The 19,264-nt window shown below is 64.6% G+C and carries 13 protein-coding genes; 6 read left to right on the top strand and 7 right to left on the bottom strand.

The genetic code is table 11. The features are described from left to right. Nucleotides 1-13: 13 nt before the first annotated feature. From KCG88_RS15900 to KCG88_RS15885, 4 genes are read left to right on the top strand one after another with little or no spacing between them, the layout of a single operon-like run. On the top strand, nucleotides 14-1,195 hold the full coding sequence (locus KCG88_RS15900; RefSeq protein WP_210712707.1) for an acetyl-CoA C-acyltransferase: 1,182 nt from the start codon (nucleotides 14-16) through the stop codon (nucleotides 1,193-1,195). Nucleotides 1,196-1,205: 10 nt separating this feature from the next. Continuing rightward, nucleotides 1,206-2,393, top strand: coding sequence for an acyl-CoA dehydrogenase family protein (locus KCG88_RS15895; protein WP_047335981.1), 1,188 nt, complete (start codon nucleotides 1,206-1,208; stop codon nucleotides 2,391-2,393). Between the two features lie 10 nt (nucleotides 2,394-2,403). Continuing rightward, nucleotides 2,404-3,537, top strand: a complete 1,134-nt coding sequence (locus KCG88_RS15890; RefSeq protein ID WP_210712706.1) for an acyl-CoA dehydrogenase family protein — start codon at nucleotides 2,404-2,406, stop codon at nucleotides 3,535-3,537. Between the two features lie 5 nt (nucleotides 3,538-3,542). After that, a complete protein-coding gene (locus KCG88_RS15885) occupies nucleotides 3,543-3,791 on the top strand; it encodes a hypothetical protein (protein WP_199521938.1) in 249 nt (82 codons plus the stop codon). 59 nt (nucleotides 3,792-3,850) lie between these two features. On the opposite strand, the gene KCG88_RS15880 is transcribed toward KCG88_RS15885, so the two are convergent. The 3 genes from KCG88_RS15880 to KCG88_RS15870 are packed head-to-tail and all read right to left on the bottom strand — an operon-like array spanning nucleotide 3,851 to nucleotide 7,958. Beyond that, the gene (locus KCG88_RS15880) at nucleotides 3,851-4,819 is read right to left on the bottom strand and encodes a nitronate monooxygenase family protein (RefSeq protein ID WP_210712705.1); all 969 of its coding nucleotides are present in this window, start codon (nucleotides 4,817-4,819) and stop codon (nucleotides 3,851-3,853) included. 31 nt (nucleotides 4,820-4,850) lie between these two features. Beyond that, nucleotides 4,851-6,206 carry an MFS transporter gene (locus KCG88_RS15875; RefSeq protein ID WP_210712704.1) on the bottom strand — a complete coding sequence of 452 codons (1,356 nt, stop codon included), beginning with the start codon at nucleotides 6,204-6,206 and terminating at the stop codon, nucleotides 4,851-4,853. Between the two features lie 48 nt (nucleotides 6,207-6,254). Then, the gene (locus KCG88_RS15870; RefSeq protein ID WP_210712703.1) at nucleotides 6,255-7,958 is read right to left on the bottom strand and encodes a long-chain fatty acid--CoA ligase; all 1,704 of its coding nucleotides are present in this window, start codon (nucleotides 7,956-7,958) and stop codon (nucleotides 6,255-6,257) included. A gap of 322 nt (nucleotides 7,959-8,280) precedes the next feature. Between KCG88_RS15870 and KCG88_RS15865 the strand changes: the two genes are divergently transcribed. Then, entirely contained in the window at nucleotides 8,281-8,730 is a 450-nt protein-coding gene (locus KCG88_RS15865) for a PaaI family thioesterase (RefSeq protein ID WP_019093300.1), read from the top strand. A 158-nt stretch (nucleotides 8,731-8,888) separates the two neighbouring features. After that, on the top strand, nucleotides 8,889-9,677 hold the full coding sequence (locus KCG88_RS15860) for an IclR family transcriptional regulator (protein WP_047284347.1): 789 nt from the start codon (nucleotides 8,889-8,891) through the stop codon (nucleotides 9,675-9,677). Nucleotides 9,678-10,089: 412 nt separating this feature from the next. Here KCG88_RS15860 and KCG88_RS15855 read toward each other — a convergent pair whose 3' ends face one another. From KCG88_RS15855 to KCG88_RS15840, 4 genes are all read right to left on the bottom strand, one after another. Next, nucleotides 10,090-12,978 carry a GLUG motif-containing protein gene (locus KCG88_RS15855; RefSeq protein WP_210712702.1) on the bottom strand — a complete coding sequence of 963 codons (2,889 nt, stop codon included), beginning with the start codon at nucleotides 12,976-12,978 and terminating at the stop codon, nucleotides 10,090-10,092. Nucleotides 12,979-13,121: 143 nt separating this feature from the next. Then, on the bottom strand, nucleotides 13,122-14,198 hold the full coding sequence (locus KCG88_RS15850) for a fimbrial protein (protein ID WP_246882705.1): 1,077 nt from the start codon (nucleotides 14,196-14,198) through the stop codon (nucleotides 13,122-13,124). 286 nt (nucleotides 14,199-14,484) lie between these two features. Beyond that, on the bottom strand, nucleotides 14,485-17,520 hold the full coding sequence (locus KCG88_RS15845; protein WP_210712701.1) for a GLUG motif-containing protein: 3,036 nt from the start codon (nucleotides 17,518-17,520) through the stop codon (nucleotides 14,485-14,487). Nucleotides 17,521-17,595: 75 nt separating this feature from the next. After that, a complete protein-coding gene (locus tag KCG88_RS15840) occupies nucleotides 17,596-19,227 on the bottom strand; it encodes a ShlB/FhaC/HecB family hemolysin secretion/activation protein (RefSeq protein ID WP_246882732.1) in 1,632 nt (543 codons plus the stop codon). Between the last annotated feature and the right edge of the window lie 37 nt (nucleotides 19,228-19,264).

The raw sequence follows: 19,264 nt of genomic DNA, 5'->3' as shown, positions 1-19,264 counted from the left end.
AGGAGCACGCGCCATGCGCGAAGCCGTCATCGTATCCACCGCTCGCACGCCCCTGACCAAGGCCCACCGCGGCGAATTCAACATCACTCCCGGCCCGACCCTCGCCGCTTTCGCGGTACGCGCCGCCGTGGAACGGGCCGGCATCGACCCGGGGCTGATCGAGGACGCCATCCTCGGTTGTGGCTACGGCGAAGGCACCACCGGGCGCAACGTCGCGCGCCTGGCGGTGGTCCGCGCCGGCCTGCCCATCGGCATCGCCGGCACCACGGTGAACCGCTTCTGCGCCTCCGGCTTGCAGGCCATCGCCATGGCCGCCGGGCGTATCGTGGTCGATGGCGCCCCCGCCATCATTGCCGGTGGCGTGGAAAGCATCTCGCAGATCCGCGGCCGCGGCAGCGACGACCCGGATCTCGATCCCTGGCTCGTGCAGCACAAGCCGGAGCTGTTCCTGCCGATGATCGAGACCGCGGACATCGTCGCCGCGCGCTACGGCATCAGCCGCGAGGCCCAGGACCGTTTCTCGCTGCGCAGCCAGCACAAGACCGAAGCGGCGCAACAGGCCGGGCACTACCGCGAGGAAATCATTCCCTGCACCACCACCATGGCCGTGACCGACAAGCAGAGCGGCAAGGTCAGCCAGCGCCAGATCACAGTGGACGCCGACACCTGCAACCGCCCGGGGAGCACTTACGAGGCCCTGGCCAAACTGGAACCGGTGCTGGGCCCGCAGCGCTTCATCAGCGCCGGCAACGCCTCGCAACTGTCCGACGGCGCCTCGGCCTGCGTACTGATGGAGGCCCGTGAAGCGGCCCGCGCCAACCTGCAACCGCTGGGCGTGTTCCGTGGCATGGCGGTGGCCGGTTGCGAACCCGACGAAATGGGCATCGGCCCGGTGTTCGCCGTACCCCGGCTGCTGGCCCGGCACGGCCTCAAGGTGGACGACATCGGCCTCTGGGAACTCAACGAAGCCTTCGCCTCCCAGGCGCTCTATTGCCAGCAGCGGCTGGGCATCGCCGATGAATGCCTGAACGTCAACGGCGGGGCCATCGCCCTCGGCCACCCCTTCGGCATGACCGGCGCGCGCCTGGCCGGCCATGTGCTGCTCGAAGGTCGGCGCCGCGGGGTCAAGTACGCCGTGGTCAGCATGTGCATTGCCGGCGGCATGGGCGCCGCCGCACTGTTCGAAATCTATTGAGGACGCCGACATGGACCTGAGTTTCACCCCCCAAGAAGAAGCCTTCCGCAATCAGGTGCAGGCCTTCCTCGCCGAACACTTGCCCAGCGAACTGAGTGACAAGGTGGCCAATGGCGAACGCCTGTCCAAGGCCGACATGGAGCATTGGCATTCGACCCTCAACACCCGCGGCTGGCTGGCCAACCACTGGCCCGAGGCCTTTGGCGGGCCGGGCTGGAGCGCCGTGGAGAAATTCATCTTCGAGCTTGAATGCGGCCTGGCCAACGCGCCGCGCATCGTGCCGTTCGGGGTCAACATGCTGGGCCCGGTGCTGATCAAGTACGGCACCCCACAGCAGCAGGACTACTGGCTGCCGCGCATCCTCGACGGCCGCCACTGGTGGTGCCAGGGCTATTCGGAACCCGGCGCCGGCTCGGACCTGGCGGCGGTCAAGACCACGGCCGTGCGCGACGGCGATCACTATGTGGTCAACGGCCAGAAGACCTGGACCACCCTGGGCCAGCACGCCAACATGATTTTCTGCCTGGTGCGCACCGACCGCGAGGCCAAGCCCCAGGAAGGCATCAGCTTCCTGCTGATCGACATGGCCAGCCCCGGGGTCGAGGTGCGTCCGATCATCACCCTGGAAGGCGACCACGAGATCAACGAGGTGTTTTTCACCGACGTGCGGGTGCCGGTGGCCAACCTGGTGGGCGAGGAAAACAAGGGCTGGACCTGTGCCAAGTACCTGTTGACCTACGAGCGCACCAACATTGCCGGGGTCGGCTTGTCCATGGCCGCGCTGCAACGCCTAAAGCGGGTGGCAGCACAGCGCACCCGCAATGGCCGGCCACTGCTGGAAGACCCGCAGTTCGCTGCACGCCTGGCCCGGGTCGAGATCGACCTTGAGAACATGAAGACCACCAACCTGCGGGTGATCGCCGCGGTGGCCGGTGGCGGCGCGCCCGGTGCGGAAAGCTCGATGCTGAAGATCTGCGGCACGGAAATCCGCCAGGAGCTCACCGCTCTGCTGCGCCGGGCCATGGGCCCCGCCGCCCGGGTCATGCTGGACGAAGGCGACACTGGGGCGATGGACCTGGGCCCCGCCTTCGCCAGCAGCGCGGCGGCGCAGTACTTCAACAATCGCAAGCTGTCGATCTTCGGCGGCTCCAATGAAATCCAGAAAAACATCATTTCGAAAATGATTCTCGGGCTCTGAGGGGGCGCACATGAACTTCGAACACAGCGCAGAACGGCGCATGCTCGGCGACAGCTTGAACCGCTTTATCGCCCAGCACTACAACCTGGAAAAACGCCAGCAGAGCCTGCAATCAGGCCAGGGTTTCAACTCCGGGATCTGGCAGCAACTGGCAGAGATGGGGGTGATCGGCGCCCTGTTCAGCGAAGCCGACGGTGGCTATGGCGGCGGCGGTTTCGACCTGGCCCTGGTCTTCGAGGCCGTGGGCCGCGGGCTGCTGGTGGAACCGCTGCTGGGCAGCGCGTTGCTGGCCGGGGACGCCATCGCCAGCGCCGGTAGCGAAACGCAGAAGATCGAGCTGGCGCAGATCATCGACGGCAGCCTGATCGCCGCCCTGGCCCATGACGAACCCGACAGCCACTACGAACTCAACCGGGTCGCCTGCCGCGCCGAACCCCAGGCCGACGGCTGGCGCCTGGATGGCACCAAGAGCCTGGTGCTGCACGGCGAGCAGGCCGGGTTGCTGGTGGTGTCGGCCCGCACCGCCGGGGCCATTGACGACAGCCAGGGCATTTCGCTGTTCCTGGTGCCCAGGGACACCCCGGGCCTGGAGGTCCGCGGCAGCGCCACCCTCGATGGCGGCCCCGTGGCGCAGGTGCGCCTGAACCAGTTGCTTGTGCCGGGCTCTGCCCTGCTGGGCCCCCTGCACCAGGGCCATGCCACCCTGGAGCGGGCCATTGGCCGCGGCGTGCTGGCGTTGTGTGCCGAAGCCCTGGGCGCCATGGAGGTGGCCAAAGTGGCGACCCTGGATTACCTGCGCACCCGCCAGCAGTTCGGCCGCCCGATCGGCAGTTTCCAGGCACTGCAACATCGCATGGCGGTGCTGCTGCTGGAGATCGAACAAGCGCGCTCGGCGGTGATCAATGCCGCCTCGGCCCTGGAGGCCGATCGCCTGGACCGCGAGCGCGCGCTGTCAGCGGCCAAGGTCAGCATCGGCCGCATCGGCACCCTGGTGGCGCAAGAATGCATCCAGTTGCACGGCGGCATCGGCATGACCTGGGAGCTGCCCCTGGCCCATTACGCCAAGCGGCTGGTGATGATCGACCATCAGTTGGGGGACGAGGATCACCACCTGCAACGCTACATCGCCCTGGGCAAGCAATAGGCCCCATGAACCGCAGGCCCGGGCGGCCACCTGAGCCTGTCGCAAGGGCAGCAGGTGTCGCCGCCTTCCTGGCCCGGTGCGCAACGCGCGGCCCGACACTGCGCTCAATCCCCCTGCTGAACCCAAGCCAAGCCGGGCGCCGCATCAGCGCGGCGCCCGGCAAGGGCGTGTCCGAGGTCGGCAACCGCTACCTGGAGGTCATGGAGAGCCTGGCCTACCGCGGCCACGCCCTGAGCCTCATCCACAAGATCTGATAGATCGCGAAAACGACGCTGCCGGCCATTGCCGGCAGCCTCCCCTTCCCACTTGCGCGTTACAGCAACCGGGTGCGCAGCCCCTGGCAAGCCTGCTGATACTCCCTGCCCAGGCGCGCCACCAAGTCTCCGGCGCTCGGTACGCCGTCAACCACGCCAATCCCCTGGCCGCAGCCCCAGATCTCCTTCCAGGCCTTGGGCTTGTGCCTGTCTGCGCCGAAGTTCATCTGCGAGGGATCGCTGCTGGGCAGGTCATCGGGGTCCAGCCCCGCGGCCACCAGCGAGGCCTTCAGGTAATTGCCGTGCACCCCGGTGATCAGGTTGGTGTAGACGATATCCTCGGCTGTCGACTGGCTGATCATCTGCTTGTAGCCCGCCACCGCGTTGGCCTCCTGGGTGGCGATAAAGGCCGAGCCGATGTAGGCCAGGTCTGCCCCCAGGGCCTGGGCCGCGAGGATCGAACGCCCCGAGGCGATGGCCCCGGAAAGCAGCAGCGGGCCATCGAACCATTGGCGGATTTCCTGCACCAGGGCAAACGGCGACTGGGTGCCCGCATGCCCTCCGGCGCCGGCCGCCACGGCAATCAGGCCGTCGGCGCCCTTGTCGATGGCCTTGCGCGCGAAACGGTTGTTGATCACGTCGTGCAGCACGATGCCGCCGTAGCTGTGCACCGCCTGGTTGATCTCGGGGCGCGCGCCCAGGGAGGTGATGATGATCGGCACCTTGTGCTGCACGCAGACCGCCATGTCCTGCTCCAGTCGGTCATTGGAGCGGTGGACGATCTGGTTCACCGCAAACGGCGCGGCGGGCCGCTGCGGGTGCAGCCGGTCGTGCTCGGCCAGGGCCTGGGTGATCTGCTCGATCCACTCCCCCAGGCGCTCGGCCGGCCGTGCGTTCAATGCCGGAAAGGAACCGACGATCCCGGCCTTGCACTGGGCGATCACCAGCTCGGGAGTGGAAATGATGAACAGCGGCGCGGCCATCACTGGCAGGCGCAAATGCTGGGTGAGAATCTTCGGCAGGCTCATGTGCAGGCTCCTGGGCAATCCAATGGGTTGTTCATGATTCGGCGACGACCGCAGCGACCTCGGGCACCCGGGCGATGCGCGCGGTCACCAGTACCAGCCCGCCCGCCAGCAGGTACATGACAATCCCCAGGTACATGCTCGACACGTGGCCGCCGGTATGGCTGTTGATCACCCCGTTGAGCCAGGGTGTGACCGCCGGGCCGAGGTTGCCCAGGCTGCTGATGAAGGCAATGCCGCCGGCGGTGGCCGCCACCGACAGGTACTCGCTGACCAGGGCGAAGAAAATCGGCGTGCCGGCCTTGATCCCCACGTAGGCAAAACCCAGGGCCGTAACCGACAGCAGCAGGTGGCCGTTGAGCAAGGTGGTGACTGCCAGCCCGAACACCGCGATGGCCATGCAGCCGACGAAGTGCCAGCGCCGCTCCCGGTGCTTGTCGGAGTGCTGCCCGATCAGCACCATGCCGATGATCCCGACGATATTGGGGATCGCGGTGATCAGCCCGACCTGCAACAGGTCCTTGCTGCCCCAGCCCTGGATCAGGCTCGGCATCCAGAACACCAGCATGTAGGTGGCGCCCAGGAACATGAAATAGGCCGTGGACAGCAGGTAGATCCTGGGGTCGCGAAACATCTGCGCCAGGCTGTCCTGGGATTTGTCCCGGGCGTTCGCCAGATCCTGGGCCATGTCGGCGTCCAGCAGGCGTTTTTCCCCGGGGCTGAGCCAGCGGGCCCGGGCCGGGCTGTCCTGCAGATAGAGAAAGGCCACCACCCCCAGGACACTGGCCGGCAGCCCCTGGATCATGAACATCCATTGCCAGCCGTGCAGGCCGACCGCGCCGTCCAGGTACTTGAGGATGCTGCCCGAGACCGGCCCGGCGATCAGCCCCGCGACCGCGGCGGCGGTCATGAAGATGGCGATCACCTGCCCCCGGCGCGGCGCCGGGAACCAGTAGGTGAAATACAGGATCACCCCGGGGAAGAACCCGGCCTCGAAGGCCCCCAAAAGAAAGCGCAGAACGTAGAACTGCATCGGGGTACTGACGAACATCATCGCCGAGGCCACCAGGCCCCAGCAGAACATGATCCGCAGCAGGGTCTTACGCACGCCGCTGCGCTTGAGCATCAGGTTGCTGGGCACTTCGAAGATGAAGTAGCCGATGAAGAAGATCCCCGCCCCCAGGCCATACACCGCATCGCCGAACGGCAGGGTCTGCTTCATCTGCAACTGGGCGTAGCCGATGTTCACCCGGTCCAGAAAGGCCACCATGTAGCACAGCATCAACAGCGGCAGCAGGCGCCAGCGGATCCTGGCGTACAGCGTGTCGAGCTGCCGGGCATGCTCGGGTGAGGCGTGGGGATCCTGGACCGTTATTGTTGTTGTAGTCATTGTCGTCTCCGACGCAGTCGCGGGTTGGCCCGCCTGGGAAATCACTCTTCAGCCATGGGTCGCCTCGCGATCCTGGAGCACGCGCCACATCACCTTGCCGGAGCCGGACTTGGGCAGGCTGTCGACGAACTCCAGCACCCGAGGCACCTTGTAGGCGGCCATGTGCTCGCGCGCCCAGGCGATGATCTCTTCGCTGGCGGTGCGGCCCCGGGCCTCGCTGCGCAGCACCACCAGGGCCTTGACGCTTTCCCCGCGGTAGGCGTCCCGGGTGGCGATGACACAGGCTTCGTGCACCGCCGGGTGCTTGAACAGCAGCGCCTCCACTTCCGCCGGCCAGACCTTGAAACCGCTGCTGTTGATCATTCGCTTGAGGCGGTCGGTGAGAAAGAAATAGCCCTCCTCATCCATGTGCCCCAGATCGCCGGTGCGCAGGAAACGCTTGCCCTCGAACTCGACGAACGCCGCCTCGGTGGCTTCAGGGTTGCGCCAGTAGCCTTTGAACAGCATCGGGCCAGCGGTGATGATTTCCCCCACCTCGCCGGGTGCAAGTTCCTCCAGGGTGCGCGGGTCCACCACCCGTGAATCGACGCCAAAGAACGGCATGCCCAGGCATTGCAGCTTGGCCCGCTCTGGGGGGTTGCCATGGCTGGCGGCGGCGGTTTCGGTGAGGCCGTAGCCTTCGAGAAAAGTCAGGCCGAACTCCTGGCGCAGGCGCTGCGCCACCGCCTCGGGCATCGCCGCCCCGCCACCGTTGATATGCACCAGGCTCGACAGTTCGAAGTCCTGGTAATGGGGGCTGGCAAACAGGTCGATGACCATGGTCGGGATGCAGGTCCAGTGGGTCACCCGGTACCGGGAGATCAGCCGCCCGGCCAGCTCCCGATCCCAGCGCGGCATGATCACCGTACTGGTGGCATCGAACACCGCCCGCAGGACAAAGCACACCAGGCCGGTGATGTGGAAGAACGGTACGACCCCGAGGCCCACCGACTCTACGGTGGATTGGGTCCAGCTGCCGCTGACCGCGTTGCTCATCAGGCTGCGATGGGTGTGCATGCAGCCCTTGGGATGGCCGGTGGTGCCCGAGGTGTATTGCAGCAGCGCCAGGTCATCGGCCTGGGCAGTGTGCGGGCCGGGGCAGCAGGCCTGTGCCAGGGCTTGGTTCCAGCGCTGATAGCCCTCGGGCAGCGCTGGCTCGCTGCGCAGCCAGGCATCGATCTCGGCGCTGGCGACCTCCGCCGGGTGCATGTCCGCCGGCGCCGGCATGGCATCGCTGTAGCGGGTCACCAGGACCCGGTGCAGTCGCTGCTCGGGTTCGAGGCTGGCATTCGCCGCCTGGGCGATGGGCGCCAGGTCTGCGGCGCAGATCAGTACCCGCGCCTGGGCATCGCCGAGCTGGTAGCTCAGCTCTTGCACCTTGTTCATCGGGTTGACCGGCACCAGCACCGCATTGGCCCGCAGGATGGCGTAGCAGGCGACGATGAATTGCGGGCAGTTCTGCAGGTACAGCGCCACCCGGTCACCGGGCTCGACCCCTTCGCCCTGCAACCAGCCGGCCAGCGCCAGAGCCTCGGCCTGCAATTGGGCAAAGCTCAGCGTGTGGCCGAAAAACCGATAGGCGACCTTGTCCGGGTAACGCCGGGCCGCCACCTCCAGGTTGAACCAGAGCGAGGTGGCCGGCACCGACAAGGCCAGGGGCAGGCGCTTGGGCCAGACACGGTGATGGGGGCGCGGGGTACGAGCGGTGGACATGGAAGACTCCTTCAAGCCCGGGAATGATCGAGGGAACAGCCATGGACAGCGTCATCCGGTGCCGGCTGGCCAGCCAGGCCGCACGTTGATGGGCCACCGCCCCGGGTCGATCCTGCCCCATGCGGGGCGTGATTTTCAATCACTTATATTCCGCTGTGCGAAATGATATTCCGTATTGACCGGTAGAATATTCGCTGACATCCTGCATTTCAACGAGCTATCTGCCCTGCGAAACACAATCAGAACAATCACTGCTGCCTGGCCACGGGGAACACCTGCCCTCCAGGACACCCGACCGGGACTGACCCAAGAGCCATCGCCCATGAGTGCCGTACCCGAAGTTTCGATGCTGCAAGGCCTGTTCAGCGGATTCGCGGCCCATCTCGGGTTGAACCTGCGGGAATACCAGCAGGCGCAAACCGTCATCGCGGTCACCGTCCAACCTCATCACCTCAACCAGGCCGGCAATCTGCACGGCGGTGTCATCGCCTCCCTGGCCGACACCGCCATGGGCATGAGCGGCACCTGGCATGCCGACCCCGCCCAGTGGCGGTTGGCCCTGACCCTGTCCCTGAACATCAACTACATGGCCGCGATCCCACCGGCCACCGAGGTCCGGGCCGTGGCCCGCCTGCGCGGCGGCGGGGCCAAGATCTTCATGGCCAGCTGCGACCTGCTGGATGCCCAGGACCGCCTGCTGGCCAGCGCCGAAGGGGTGTTCAAGCGCGGCCGCCTGCGTGCGGCAGCCACTGAGGTCATGGCGTGCCCTTGATTGACCGGTGATGGCCTCAGGAACGGAATCGGGTTTCGTCAGGGAATCGCAGATTTCAATTGCGGCGGTTCCGGGATAACATTTTTCCTCTGTTTCCACGAATCCGCTGCGTGGTCAACCGGCATTGAGCCCGGCACCAGCCCCTACCGGAAGACCCCATGCAAGACCCGAACGACTCCCCGCAGCAAGCGCCCAAAGACCGTAAGTTCGTCGAAGCCCTGGCCCGAGGCCTGGAAGTCCTGCGGGCCTTTACCCACGGCCACGCGGTACGCGGCAACCAGGACATCGCGCGCATCACCGGCCTGCCCAAGCCCACGGTGTCGCGCCTGACCTACACCCTGACGCAGCTGGGCTACCTCAAGTACAACCAGGACCTGGAGAAGTACCAGCTGGACTCAGCGGTACTGGCCCTTGGCTACGCCTACTCCGCCAGCCTGCGGGTGCGCCAGCTGGGCAAGCCGTTCATGGACGAGTTCTCGCGCCGCACCAACACCACCGTCAGCCTGACCTGCCGCGATCGCCTGTCGATGATCCACGTCGACAGCAGCCGCCCGCCGGAAGTCGCCAGCCTGCGCATGGAGCCCGGGCTGCGCCTGCCCCTGGCCACCAGCGCCGCGGGGCGCGCCTACCTGGCCGCCACACCGAAAATCGAGCGTGACCACCTGTTGGGGGAAGTGGCGAAAAAACTCGGTGATGAATGGCCAGCCCTGGAAAAGTCCCTGGAAGACTCCTTCCGTGAATACGAAGAGTTCGGCTTCTGCCTGTCACTGGGCGAGTGGGACCGCAACGTCAACGGTGCCGGCGTGCCGCTGCGCCTGGCCGACGGCAGCATCATGGCCCTGACCTGCGGCGCCCCGAGCTTCCAGCTGTCCAGCGAAAAACTCGAAAGCTCCCTGGCCCACCAACTGGTGATGCTGGCGCGGGACCTGGAAAGCCTGGGCGTCTGAGGCAGGCCATAAAAAACCCCTGATCCGCGATGGATGCAGGTTTTTTTCATCAAAAGCGTCAGGACAGGGAGCCCCCCCCTGAGCTCCGGCAAACCGACGGCGTCCTGACGCACGACCTTCTGTCGATTTAGAAGTTACGGGTACACACTGTGTTGGCAAGGTGTATCCGCAGTCTGCAAGCTCTCGTATCAGCCGTCAGCAGCAACGGCTGACTGCCGCCAGCCGCCAGAAAAAGAGAACAGGATAAAGAACGCCACGCCGCTTTCTCGTACAGAGAAAGCGGCGTTATTCCTTGAACAGGGCGGGGCCTGTTGGTCGATAACAGCGTTGAAGCTGCAGATGCCAGGGAAGTCGGGGATGGGTCTGACGCTCCTGGAACCTGCACATACTCGGTACTAGCGGGGACTCCTAATCAGTTGCCCGCCACGCTCTTGATGTTGCCGTAGGAGGAAGACAGACGTATTTCTCCCCCGTCGCCCCCCGCCAAACCACCAAGGACCGCATAGCTACCACCACTTACGTGGCTGCTGGTGATGGAGTTGACGACCCGGGATTGGTTTTCTCCAACCAGGCCACCCACCTTGCTACGCACGCCGCCATAGACGCTCCCTTTGGCCGATGCAGTATCGATGAGACCACTGGCATGAGTACCCACCAGACCGCCGACAGCACTGTTACTCTCGCCCCGGACGCTTCCGCTGGCCGAGACCGAGCGCAGATCACCCGCGTTGTAGCCGACCAGACCGCCAACATGGCTGTTGGAGCCGCCGTATACATCGCCTTGTGCCTCGGCGTATTGGGTGATACCGCCAGTGTTGTGCCCAATGAGTCCGCCAACATGGGTGGAATCCACGGCAGCTACCATGCCCGAGGCTTCGGCACCGCTGATTTCACTGTCCACGTTCTTTCCGACCAGGCCGCCGACGTTAAAGCTCTTTTGTCCATAGTTCTCACCGCTGGCCTTGACGTTGTGCAGAACGCTGTTCTGATTGAGCCCCACCAGCCCCCCAGAGGTGTTCAGCACTAGACCAATCACCAATCCGCTGGCTGACGAGTCAGTGATCCGGCTGGAGTTGTTGAAACCAACCAACCCCCCCACGTTGTTGCCAGCGCCCCCAAATACCATGCCCGAGGCGTGGGAGCCCACTATGGTGCCGTCCTGGTTGATACCCACCAGGCCACCCAGGTTCCGGTAGGCGTAGTCACGACTGCCACCCAACCCAATCTCTCCCGAACTTGAAGAGTCAGTGATCGAGCCGCTCTGGTTGATACCCACCAACCCGCCTATACCCACCAGAGCATGGCTGTTCATGGTGCCCCTGACATCGACACCGGCACTGCTCTGGATCACTGAGCCCGTGTTCAGGCCCACCAGGCCACCGGCTGCCGAAGTTAAGGTGTTGCCAAGCACCACACCGGTGACTGACGCAGTATCGATGGAGCCGCCGGCGTTGCTGCCCACCAGCCCGCCGACCATGTTGTCCTGCCCGCCCTTGGCATTCACCTGCAGCTTGCTGGCACTGACGTTGGCAATTTTCCCGCTGTTGCGCCCCACCAGGCCACCGACGGCACTGCTACCGGTGGTGGACGTGGCGCCGTTGATGGTCATCGAGGCCAGCTTGAGGTTGCCGATGCTGCCGGACGAACTGGCGAACAGCCCACCGTCGGTGCCGTTGCTGTTGACGGTCAAACCACTGAGGGTGTTGCCCAGGCCCTCGAAGACGCCGCTGAAGGTCTGCTGCCCACCGATGGAGGTCAGGCGGGCGCTGCTGTCGATGGAGTTGCCCAGCACGTAGCGGCCCGCCAGGTCCTGGTCGATCGCCTGCAACTGCGTGGCGTTTTGAATGACGCTGTAGGCTTCGCCGTTGGCATCGAAGCGGGCGCCGTTGCCGGACAGAGTGACGCCGCCATTCTGGCCCAGCGCAAAGTTGCCGCCATGGTTCAGCCCGAGGCTGCTGTTGCTGCCGCTCAGCACCAGCTGACGATTGAGCTTGATGTCCCCCTGGGCGTTGAGTTCGACTCGGGCATTGGCACCACCGGCAAACAGGCTGTCATCCAGGCGGATGTCCTTGGCCGAAGAGAGGGTCAACTGGTTGCCACTGAACCAGAAGAGCCCGTTTTCCACCGCCACGTCGCCCTTGCCACTGGCGAGTTCGATATCAGTGGTTGCCAGGTTGCGCGACAAGGTGTCGGCATGGGCAGTGTTGCTCTTGGCGGTGAGGAAGGAGCCCACCTTGACTTCGTTGCTGGCGATCTTCCAGGTGCCCGTCTGGCCATCCCTGGCCTGGGTGTCGACCTTGGTCGTCAGTTGCACCCGAGTGTTGGCGCCCCGGGTTTCGATCACCCCGCCATCGCCCTTGCCGTCCAGCGCACTGGCGCGCAACGAGCCATCGACGCTGACCACGCCCACGTCGCCGCCATCCAGGGTAATGCGCCCGGCCTTCTGCGACAGGGTGTTGGCTTCGACGGTGCCCTGGTTGTTGACCACCGTCTGCAGCACGGAGCCTGCGCTCTTGGCGGTCATCAGCACCTGCCCGCCATCGGCCTTGAGCAAGCCGGTACTGGTGTTGTGCACCAGCGCGTCGAGCGCTGCGCTGTCGACATGCAGGTCCAGCAGTTGGTTGTCATCGAAGCTGACGGTGAAGCCATCGCCTGCGGCCAGCGCCACACGGCCGTTCTGCGCCTTGATGGTGCCCTGGTTGGTCACCCTGGCCCCGAGCAGCGCCACGCCACCGCCGTCAGCGGCAGTGATGGAGCCCTGGTTGACCACCTCGGCTGCCGAGCTGCCGGCGAACTTGTAGTTGCCGGCCTTGAAATCGGCATCGCTGATATCCCGGGTCGAAGCCACCAGGCCACCGACATTCACCTGAGCGCCCTGGCCGAACACCACGCCGTTGGGGTTGATCAGGAACACCCGGCCATTGGCATTGATCTGCCCGTGAATCTGGCTGCCATTGACACCCACGACCCGGTTCAGGGCGATCGAAGTGCTGGTGGGCTGGTTGAAGGTCACCGACTGACCGTTCTGCACGTTGAAATCCTTCCACTGAGTGACCAGCTTGTCCGTCTGCTGATTGATGGACATGTGCTGGCCCTGGGTATGGAAATCGGCACTGCCGGACACCACCTCCCCTCCCGTGGGCAAGGCAAACGCCGAAGGCAACCCAGTCAAAGCCAACAGACTGGCAACCGCCACCACCAGGCCCTTGCCGGAACCGGCACGCCGACGCCGGGCGCCTTCGTGAGTGACGTTCCAGCAGCCCTGGGCCTGGTTCCATACCAATGCATAGATCTTGTTCATGAAAACTCCATATCGATTTATCTACGTACTGCAAACCTTTGCAGCACGGCACTGCCGCTGAAGTGCGCGCTAGGCCTTCAAACTGGACGACGGTGTTGGGTTGAACTTGCCCACGGACGGCCCGGCTCAATGAGCGGTCGCGATCATGGGAAGGTAAAAGTGAACTCTGCAGCCCCGTTGGCAGCCCCTCCGGCGTGAACCTCCTGGTCATTGCCGATGCGGATGTAGCTGGCCCGCAAGGGAATGCTTGCGCCATCGCCGATGCGCTGCATCTCGTAGCTCTGGCCGCTGTATTCGATGCGCTCCGAGGTCAGCCCATTGGTCATGACAATGCCGAACCCCCGGGTGGTGGAATCGATCAGGCCCAGCACGCCCTTGACCGAAGAGCCCCCTGACTTGTCGATAAAGCTGATGCGAGGCCGGGCCTGCATCGAACAGCGGCTCAACCCGATGCTGAAGGGAACCTCGGGCGAGGTGGCATTGACCTGGGGAAAGTCCGCCAGGGAGAAGCGCCCCAGGCGCACGCCGATCTCCTTGTAGGCTTCCACCACACAGGTCTTGGGCAGCTCGATGTCCATGTTGAAGTCCAGGCCGCCCATGACCAGGCTCTTGCGGCAGCTGTAGGTCAGCGGCGGGCTGAGCTTGCCCAATTGGGCTCCCAGGGTTGATTCGTTTTTTTCCAGGTCGTACGCATACAACTGCAGGTAGGACGAGCCTGTTACCTGGGTCACTTTGAGGGTGCCCGTGGGCAACTGATCCGGCGGCACGGTCAGGATCAGCGATTGAACAATCTGGGTGATCATGGTCTGAGCGGGTAAACCGCTCTCGTAGATCAGGTCATCATTTTTTTCCAGGGCAATGGGAGCAGTGACCTGGGTCACCCGTATTCTCTCCCGCCCTTGCGGAGCCGCGTCCAGTCGCAGGCCAATGCCGGCGACATCGGTAGGCGCGGCGTCATCGGTCTGCGGCGTACCGGGGCTCCAATGTCCGGCGGTCACCAGCTCCCGCGGTTTCCCGGAGATCGCCAGGTTGAAACTGGTATGCAAGGTCACCGTACGCTCCCACAACACGGTTCCCACCGGGGTATTGGTGTTCAACGGGTTGACCAGCCTCCAGGGGGAACCGGCCTTGCTGGTGAGGTTGCAGTCCCTGGCATAACCGTTCAACGAGGCCGCTTGCGCCTCTGCGCCGCCCCAGCCGCAAAGCACCCCTGCGAGCATGACGCCATGAACCCACAGGGGCAGCGGTCTGCAATCGGCTACTAGCCTCAGCCATTGGCGAATCATCTGTCTTTCTCCCTGTCTGCGCCTGGGTGATGCCGCCCATGCCAAGGGCAGCGTCGTGCACAAACGAGATGGTTTGCCCAACAGTGGCCGGCTGCTTGCGGCCACCCTTAAAGAAGATCATCGAGGAACGAGACAAGCAGGTACCCGCCGGCAGCCCGAACCCGGTACGCCAGGCGCACCGGGGGCAACTGCCATTCCTCGGATCAGTGGTTGTGGGTCATCAGTTGCGAATGTCGCCCTGGTTCAGGCCGACCGCGGGTACCTGAGTCGCCAGGCCCAGCGCCGTGTTGTAGCGCATGTCGCCATAGTTGACCCCGACCAGGCCGCCGTAGGTCTGGGCGTAGTTGGGCACGAACTTGACGTTGCCGTAGGCCACGGAGTTGCGCAGATCGCCCATGTTCAAGCCGACCAGGCCACCCAGGCGGGCATAGGTGCCGCCGCTCACCTGACCATTGGCCAGGGAGTTGGTGATGAACGAGTTGTTCTGGCCAACCAGGCCACCCACCGAGCTCTGGCTACCGCCCACCACATTGCCTTTGGCCGAGGCACTGTTGATCCGGTGATCGACAAAGTCGCCGTTGGTACCCACCAGGCCGCCGACAAAGCTGTTGGCGCCGCCGCTGACGTCACCGCTGGCCTCGGCCGAACTCAGGTCACCGTCGTTGTAGCCCACCAGGCCGCCGACGTAGCTGAGGTTGCCGCCGATGACCTTGCCACGGGCCACGACATATTCGGTGTTGCCGCCAAAGTTGTGCCCGATCAGGCCACCGATGTTGCTGCTGGCTCCGCCGACCACATCACCTGTCACTTCAGCCGTGTGGATCCGACTGTTGTCGTTCTTGCCCACCAGCCCGCCGACGTTGGCACCGGTCGAATCGCTGACCTTGCCTGTGGCCTTGACGTTATTGAGCTCGCTGTTCTGGTTCCAGCCCACCAGGCCGCCGGCAGCCACGGAGCCCGCACCAAACACCGCGCCACTGGCGCTGGAGTCGACGATAGCGCCGTTGTTGTTGAAACCCACCAGGCCGCCGATACGGCTGGCGGTGTACCCCCAGACGCCGACCGAGGAACTGGCGCGTTCGATCCTGCCACCCTGGTTGTAACCCACCAGGCCACCCAGGTTCGGGTCCTGGACGTAACGGTTGAACCCGGTACCGACGGTGCCAGCACTCGAAGAATCGCTGATCAGGCCGCCCTTGTTGACCCCCACCAGGCCGCCCATGCCGCCATTGGTGGTGACCTGCATGGTGCCCAGCACCCGCACGTCGGTGGTGCTGTTGGTGATGGTACCGACGCCAGCCGAAGCGACGTTGTTTTCCCCTACCAACCCACCGACGGCGGAGGTGTTGCCATTACCGGTCACCGTACCGGCCATCGAGCCACGATCGATGGTGCCGCCGGCGTTGACGCCCACCAGGCCGCCGACAATGTTGTTCTGGTTGCTGTTGGCGAAGACGTTGAGGTTAGTGCCACTGACGTTTTCGATGCGGCCGGTGTTTACGCCGACCAGACCACCGATTTTGCCGAAGCCTGCGTTGGAGGTGGCACCGTAGATGTTCATCGACGCCAGCTTGAGGTTACTGATGCTCCCGGACGAGCGACCGAACAGACCGCCGTAAGGGCCATCGGTATTGACGGTGAAACCACTGATGGTATTGCCCAGGCCGTCGAAGACCCCGTTGAACTCTCGACTGCCACCAATGGATTTGATGCTGCCGGTGCCCTTGATGTCATTGCCCAGCACATACAGGCCGTCGAGGCTGGTACCGATCTCCTGCAATTGCGCGGCGTTCTGGATCACCTTGTACAGGTCGCCATTGGCGTCGAACCAGGCGCCACTGCCGGACAGGGTGACCTGGCCCTTCGGCCCCAGCGCGTAGCTGTTGCCGTAGTCCAGGCCCAGGCTGCTGTTGACCCCGGTCAGCGCGACAGCACCATTGATCTTGATGTCCCGATTGGCATTGAGTTCGATACGGGCGCCCGCACCGCTGCTCTTGAGGTTCTTGTTGAGGTTGATGTCCTGGGCCGAGGCCACGCTCAATTGATTGCCGCTGGCCCAGGCGATATCACCATCGATCGACACGTTGCCGGCCTTGCTGTTCAACTCGACGTTGGTGGTAGCCAGGTTGTGCGACAGGGTATCGGCATACACCGTGGTTTCACCGGGCGTGGAGGTCGGGTTGACCGTGACGTCCGAAGAGCTGATCTTCCAGGTCCCGGCCCGGCCATTGTTGGCCAGGGTGTTGACCCGGGCGGCCAGTTGCACCTTGGTGGTAGCGCCCTTGGTTTCCACCACGCCGCCATCGCCGATGGCAGTCAGTGCGTTGGCACTCATCGAGCCGCCGACGTTGACCACACCGACATCACCGCCGTCCAGGGTGATCTTGCCGGCCTTGCGCGACAGGGTGTTGGCTTCGATGGCGCCCTGGTTGTTGACCACGGTCTGCAGCATCGAGCCTGCGCTCTTGGCGGTCATCAATACCTGCCCGCCGTCGGCCTTGAGCAGCCCGCCGTTGCTGACCAGCGCATCGATCGCCGCGGCATCGACTTTCAGGTCCAGCAGGTTGTTGCTGTCGAAGCTGACGGTGAACTCGTTGCCGCCACCCAGGGCCACGCTGCCCTTCTGCGCCTTGATGGTGCCTTCGTTGCGCACGGTCTTGCCGATCAGCGCCACGCCGCCGCCATCGGTGGCGGTAATCATGCCGTTGTTGACCACTTCAGCCTGCGAGGTACCGGCGAACTTGTAGTTGCCGGCGGTGAAGTTGGCATCGGTGATGTTCTGGGTCGAGGCCACCAGGCCACCGACGTTGACCTGGGCGTTGTTGCCGAATACCACCCCATTGGGGTTGATCAGGAACACCTGGCCGTTGGCATTGATCTGCCCCTGGATGTTACTGCCATTGACGCCAATCACCCGGTTCAGGGCCACCGAAGTCTTGGTCGGCTGGCTGAAGGTCACCGTCTGGCCACGGTTCACGCTGAAGTCGTTCCAGTTGGTGATCAGCTTGTCAGTGTGCTGGTTGATCGACATCTGCTTGCCATTGTCGAACGTCAGGATGTCCGCCGTGCCGGAGACCACCGTGCCTCCCGTCGGCAACGCGAAGGCCACAGGCAGAACACCAATGCCCAGCAGCCCGGCCACCATCACCACCAGGCCCTTGCGTGTTCCGGAGCGACGACGACGGCGCGCGCCCTCGTCGGTCACACTCCAGCAGCCCTGGGCCTGATTCCACACCAATGCATAAACCTTATTCACGTTGACTCCTTATCTACTTATTAACGCCCTGCAACCTATGCAGGACGGCACCACCTCCGAAGCACACGCCGGCCTTCAGAAATACTGTGTCGCGCTGGCCCAGATCCGCGGCGTGCGCTCGGGCCCGCTGCCCTCCTGGTTGTTGTCCAGGGCCCAGGCACTGGTCACGCTGATCTGTTGCGATGGGCCGCTCCAACTGGCACCCACACCGGCGCCCGACAGCTGGCGGCGGTTCTCGTCGTGGATCCAGGGGCTCTTGTTGACCTGCACCGCGCCGTGATCGACAAACGCCTTGAGCTGCCAGCGCGGGGCCAGGAGAAAGCGCAGTTCCAGGCTGGCCTGCCAGCCCTGGTCGCCACTGCTGGTCCCCTGGGGATAGGCGCGCACATCGAAGGGGCCGCCGATGCCGAATTTTTCCGAGCTGTCCAGGTTGGTCGAGGACCATTGGCCGTTGAACTGGCCATAGAGCTGAAAGCGCGGGCTCAGGTACTGCAGGCGCGCGGCATTGAGGTTGAGCTTCTGAAAGCCACCGTTGGTGCCGGCCGTGAAATGGTCGCGCCACTGGTCCATCGGGTCGTCGATGCTCAACCGGCCACTGCCATAGGTGAGGTAGAAGAAGTTCTGCCCGCCGCCGAGCAGGCTGTCCTGGGAGTTGCCGTTGAGGCTCAGGCTCCACAGTTCCACATGCTTCTGGCTGCTGACTTCGAACAGGTCGATGTCGTCGCGCAGGCGCTTGTCCTCGTACTGCAACTGGGCGCTGAGATCGAAGGTGCGGCTGCGGATCAGCGGCTGAGTGATGAAGACACTGCCGATGCTCGCCTGGCCGTGGGCCTCCAGCACCTCGAAGTCCCGACTCAGCTCGTAGTTCATCCGCGAATAGGCCACGCCCACACTGGTGGACCAGGGGCCCAGGGGGAGCTTGTAGGCGGCGCGGTAGTAGCGCTGGTCCTCGTCGCTGCCGAGCAGGCGCAGGTTGAACTGATCGCCCAGGCGCAAGGGGTTGTTGAGGTTGAGGCTGCCCCCCAGGCGGTATTCGCCGGTGTAGTAGCCGCCGAAGTTGTCGGCTTCCAGGGTGCCGCTGGCCCAGGGCCCGGGCTGCGCATTGACCAGCAGGTCGGTGGTGCCGCGCTGCTCGCCGGCACTGAGAGTGCCCTTGACCCGGACCCCGGGAAGGTCGCTCAACAGCAACAGGCTGCGTTCAAGATCGTCACTGCGGACCGCGGTATCGCTGTGCAGTGACGACAGCGGGCCTGTGATCACCGAATTCAGGGCCCGGGACTGGTTGTTCACTTGAATACGACCGTAGCGACCTTCCATGACCTCGATACGCACCACGCCGTCCTCGATGTCCTGGGCCGGCAGGAAGGCCCGGGCCAGCATGTAGCCCTGGCCCTGGTAATAGGTCGTCAGGCGCTCGGCGGCCGCGCGCAGCTGGTTCAGGTCCAGCTCCTGGCCCTTGAGGTCCGCCAGCAGAGCTTGCAGCGTCTCGTTGCCGAACACTTGGTTGCCGACGATCACGAAGTCGTTGACCTGCAGGCGGATGCCGGAGGTGTCCGGAGCCTGGGCAGGGGCGCTCGGCGGCTTCGCCGGCAGGTCCAGCTCCGGTGCCGGCTGCTCCGGCAAGGCCGGTTGCGTGGCCTGGATGTCGCGCATCGCCTGCCCGGCGTTGGGCACAGACACCGCGGCAGCCGCCATTGCGGGCAGCATCAGCAGCAAGCCCAGGCAGCCCCCGGACAATCGCTGC

Source organism: Pseudomonas sp. MWU349 (assembly GCF_017947325.1).
GTDB classification, from domain to species: domain Bacteria; phylum Pseudomonadota; class Gammaproteobacteria; order Pseudomonadales; family Pseudomonadaceae; genus Aquipseudomonas; species Aquipseudomonas protegens.
The sequence above is the reverse complement of the archived record's forward strand: the minus strand, read 5'-3'. Positions and strand labels throughout refer to the sequence as shown.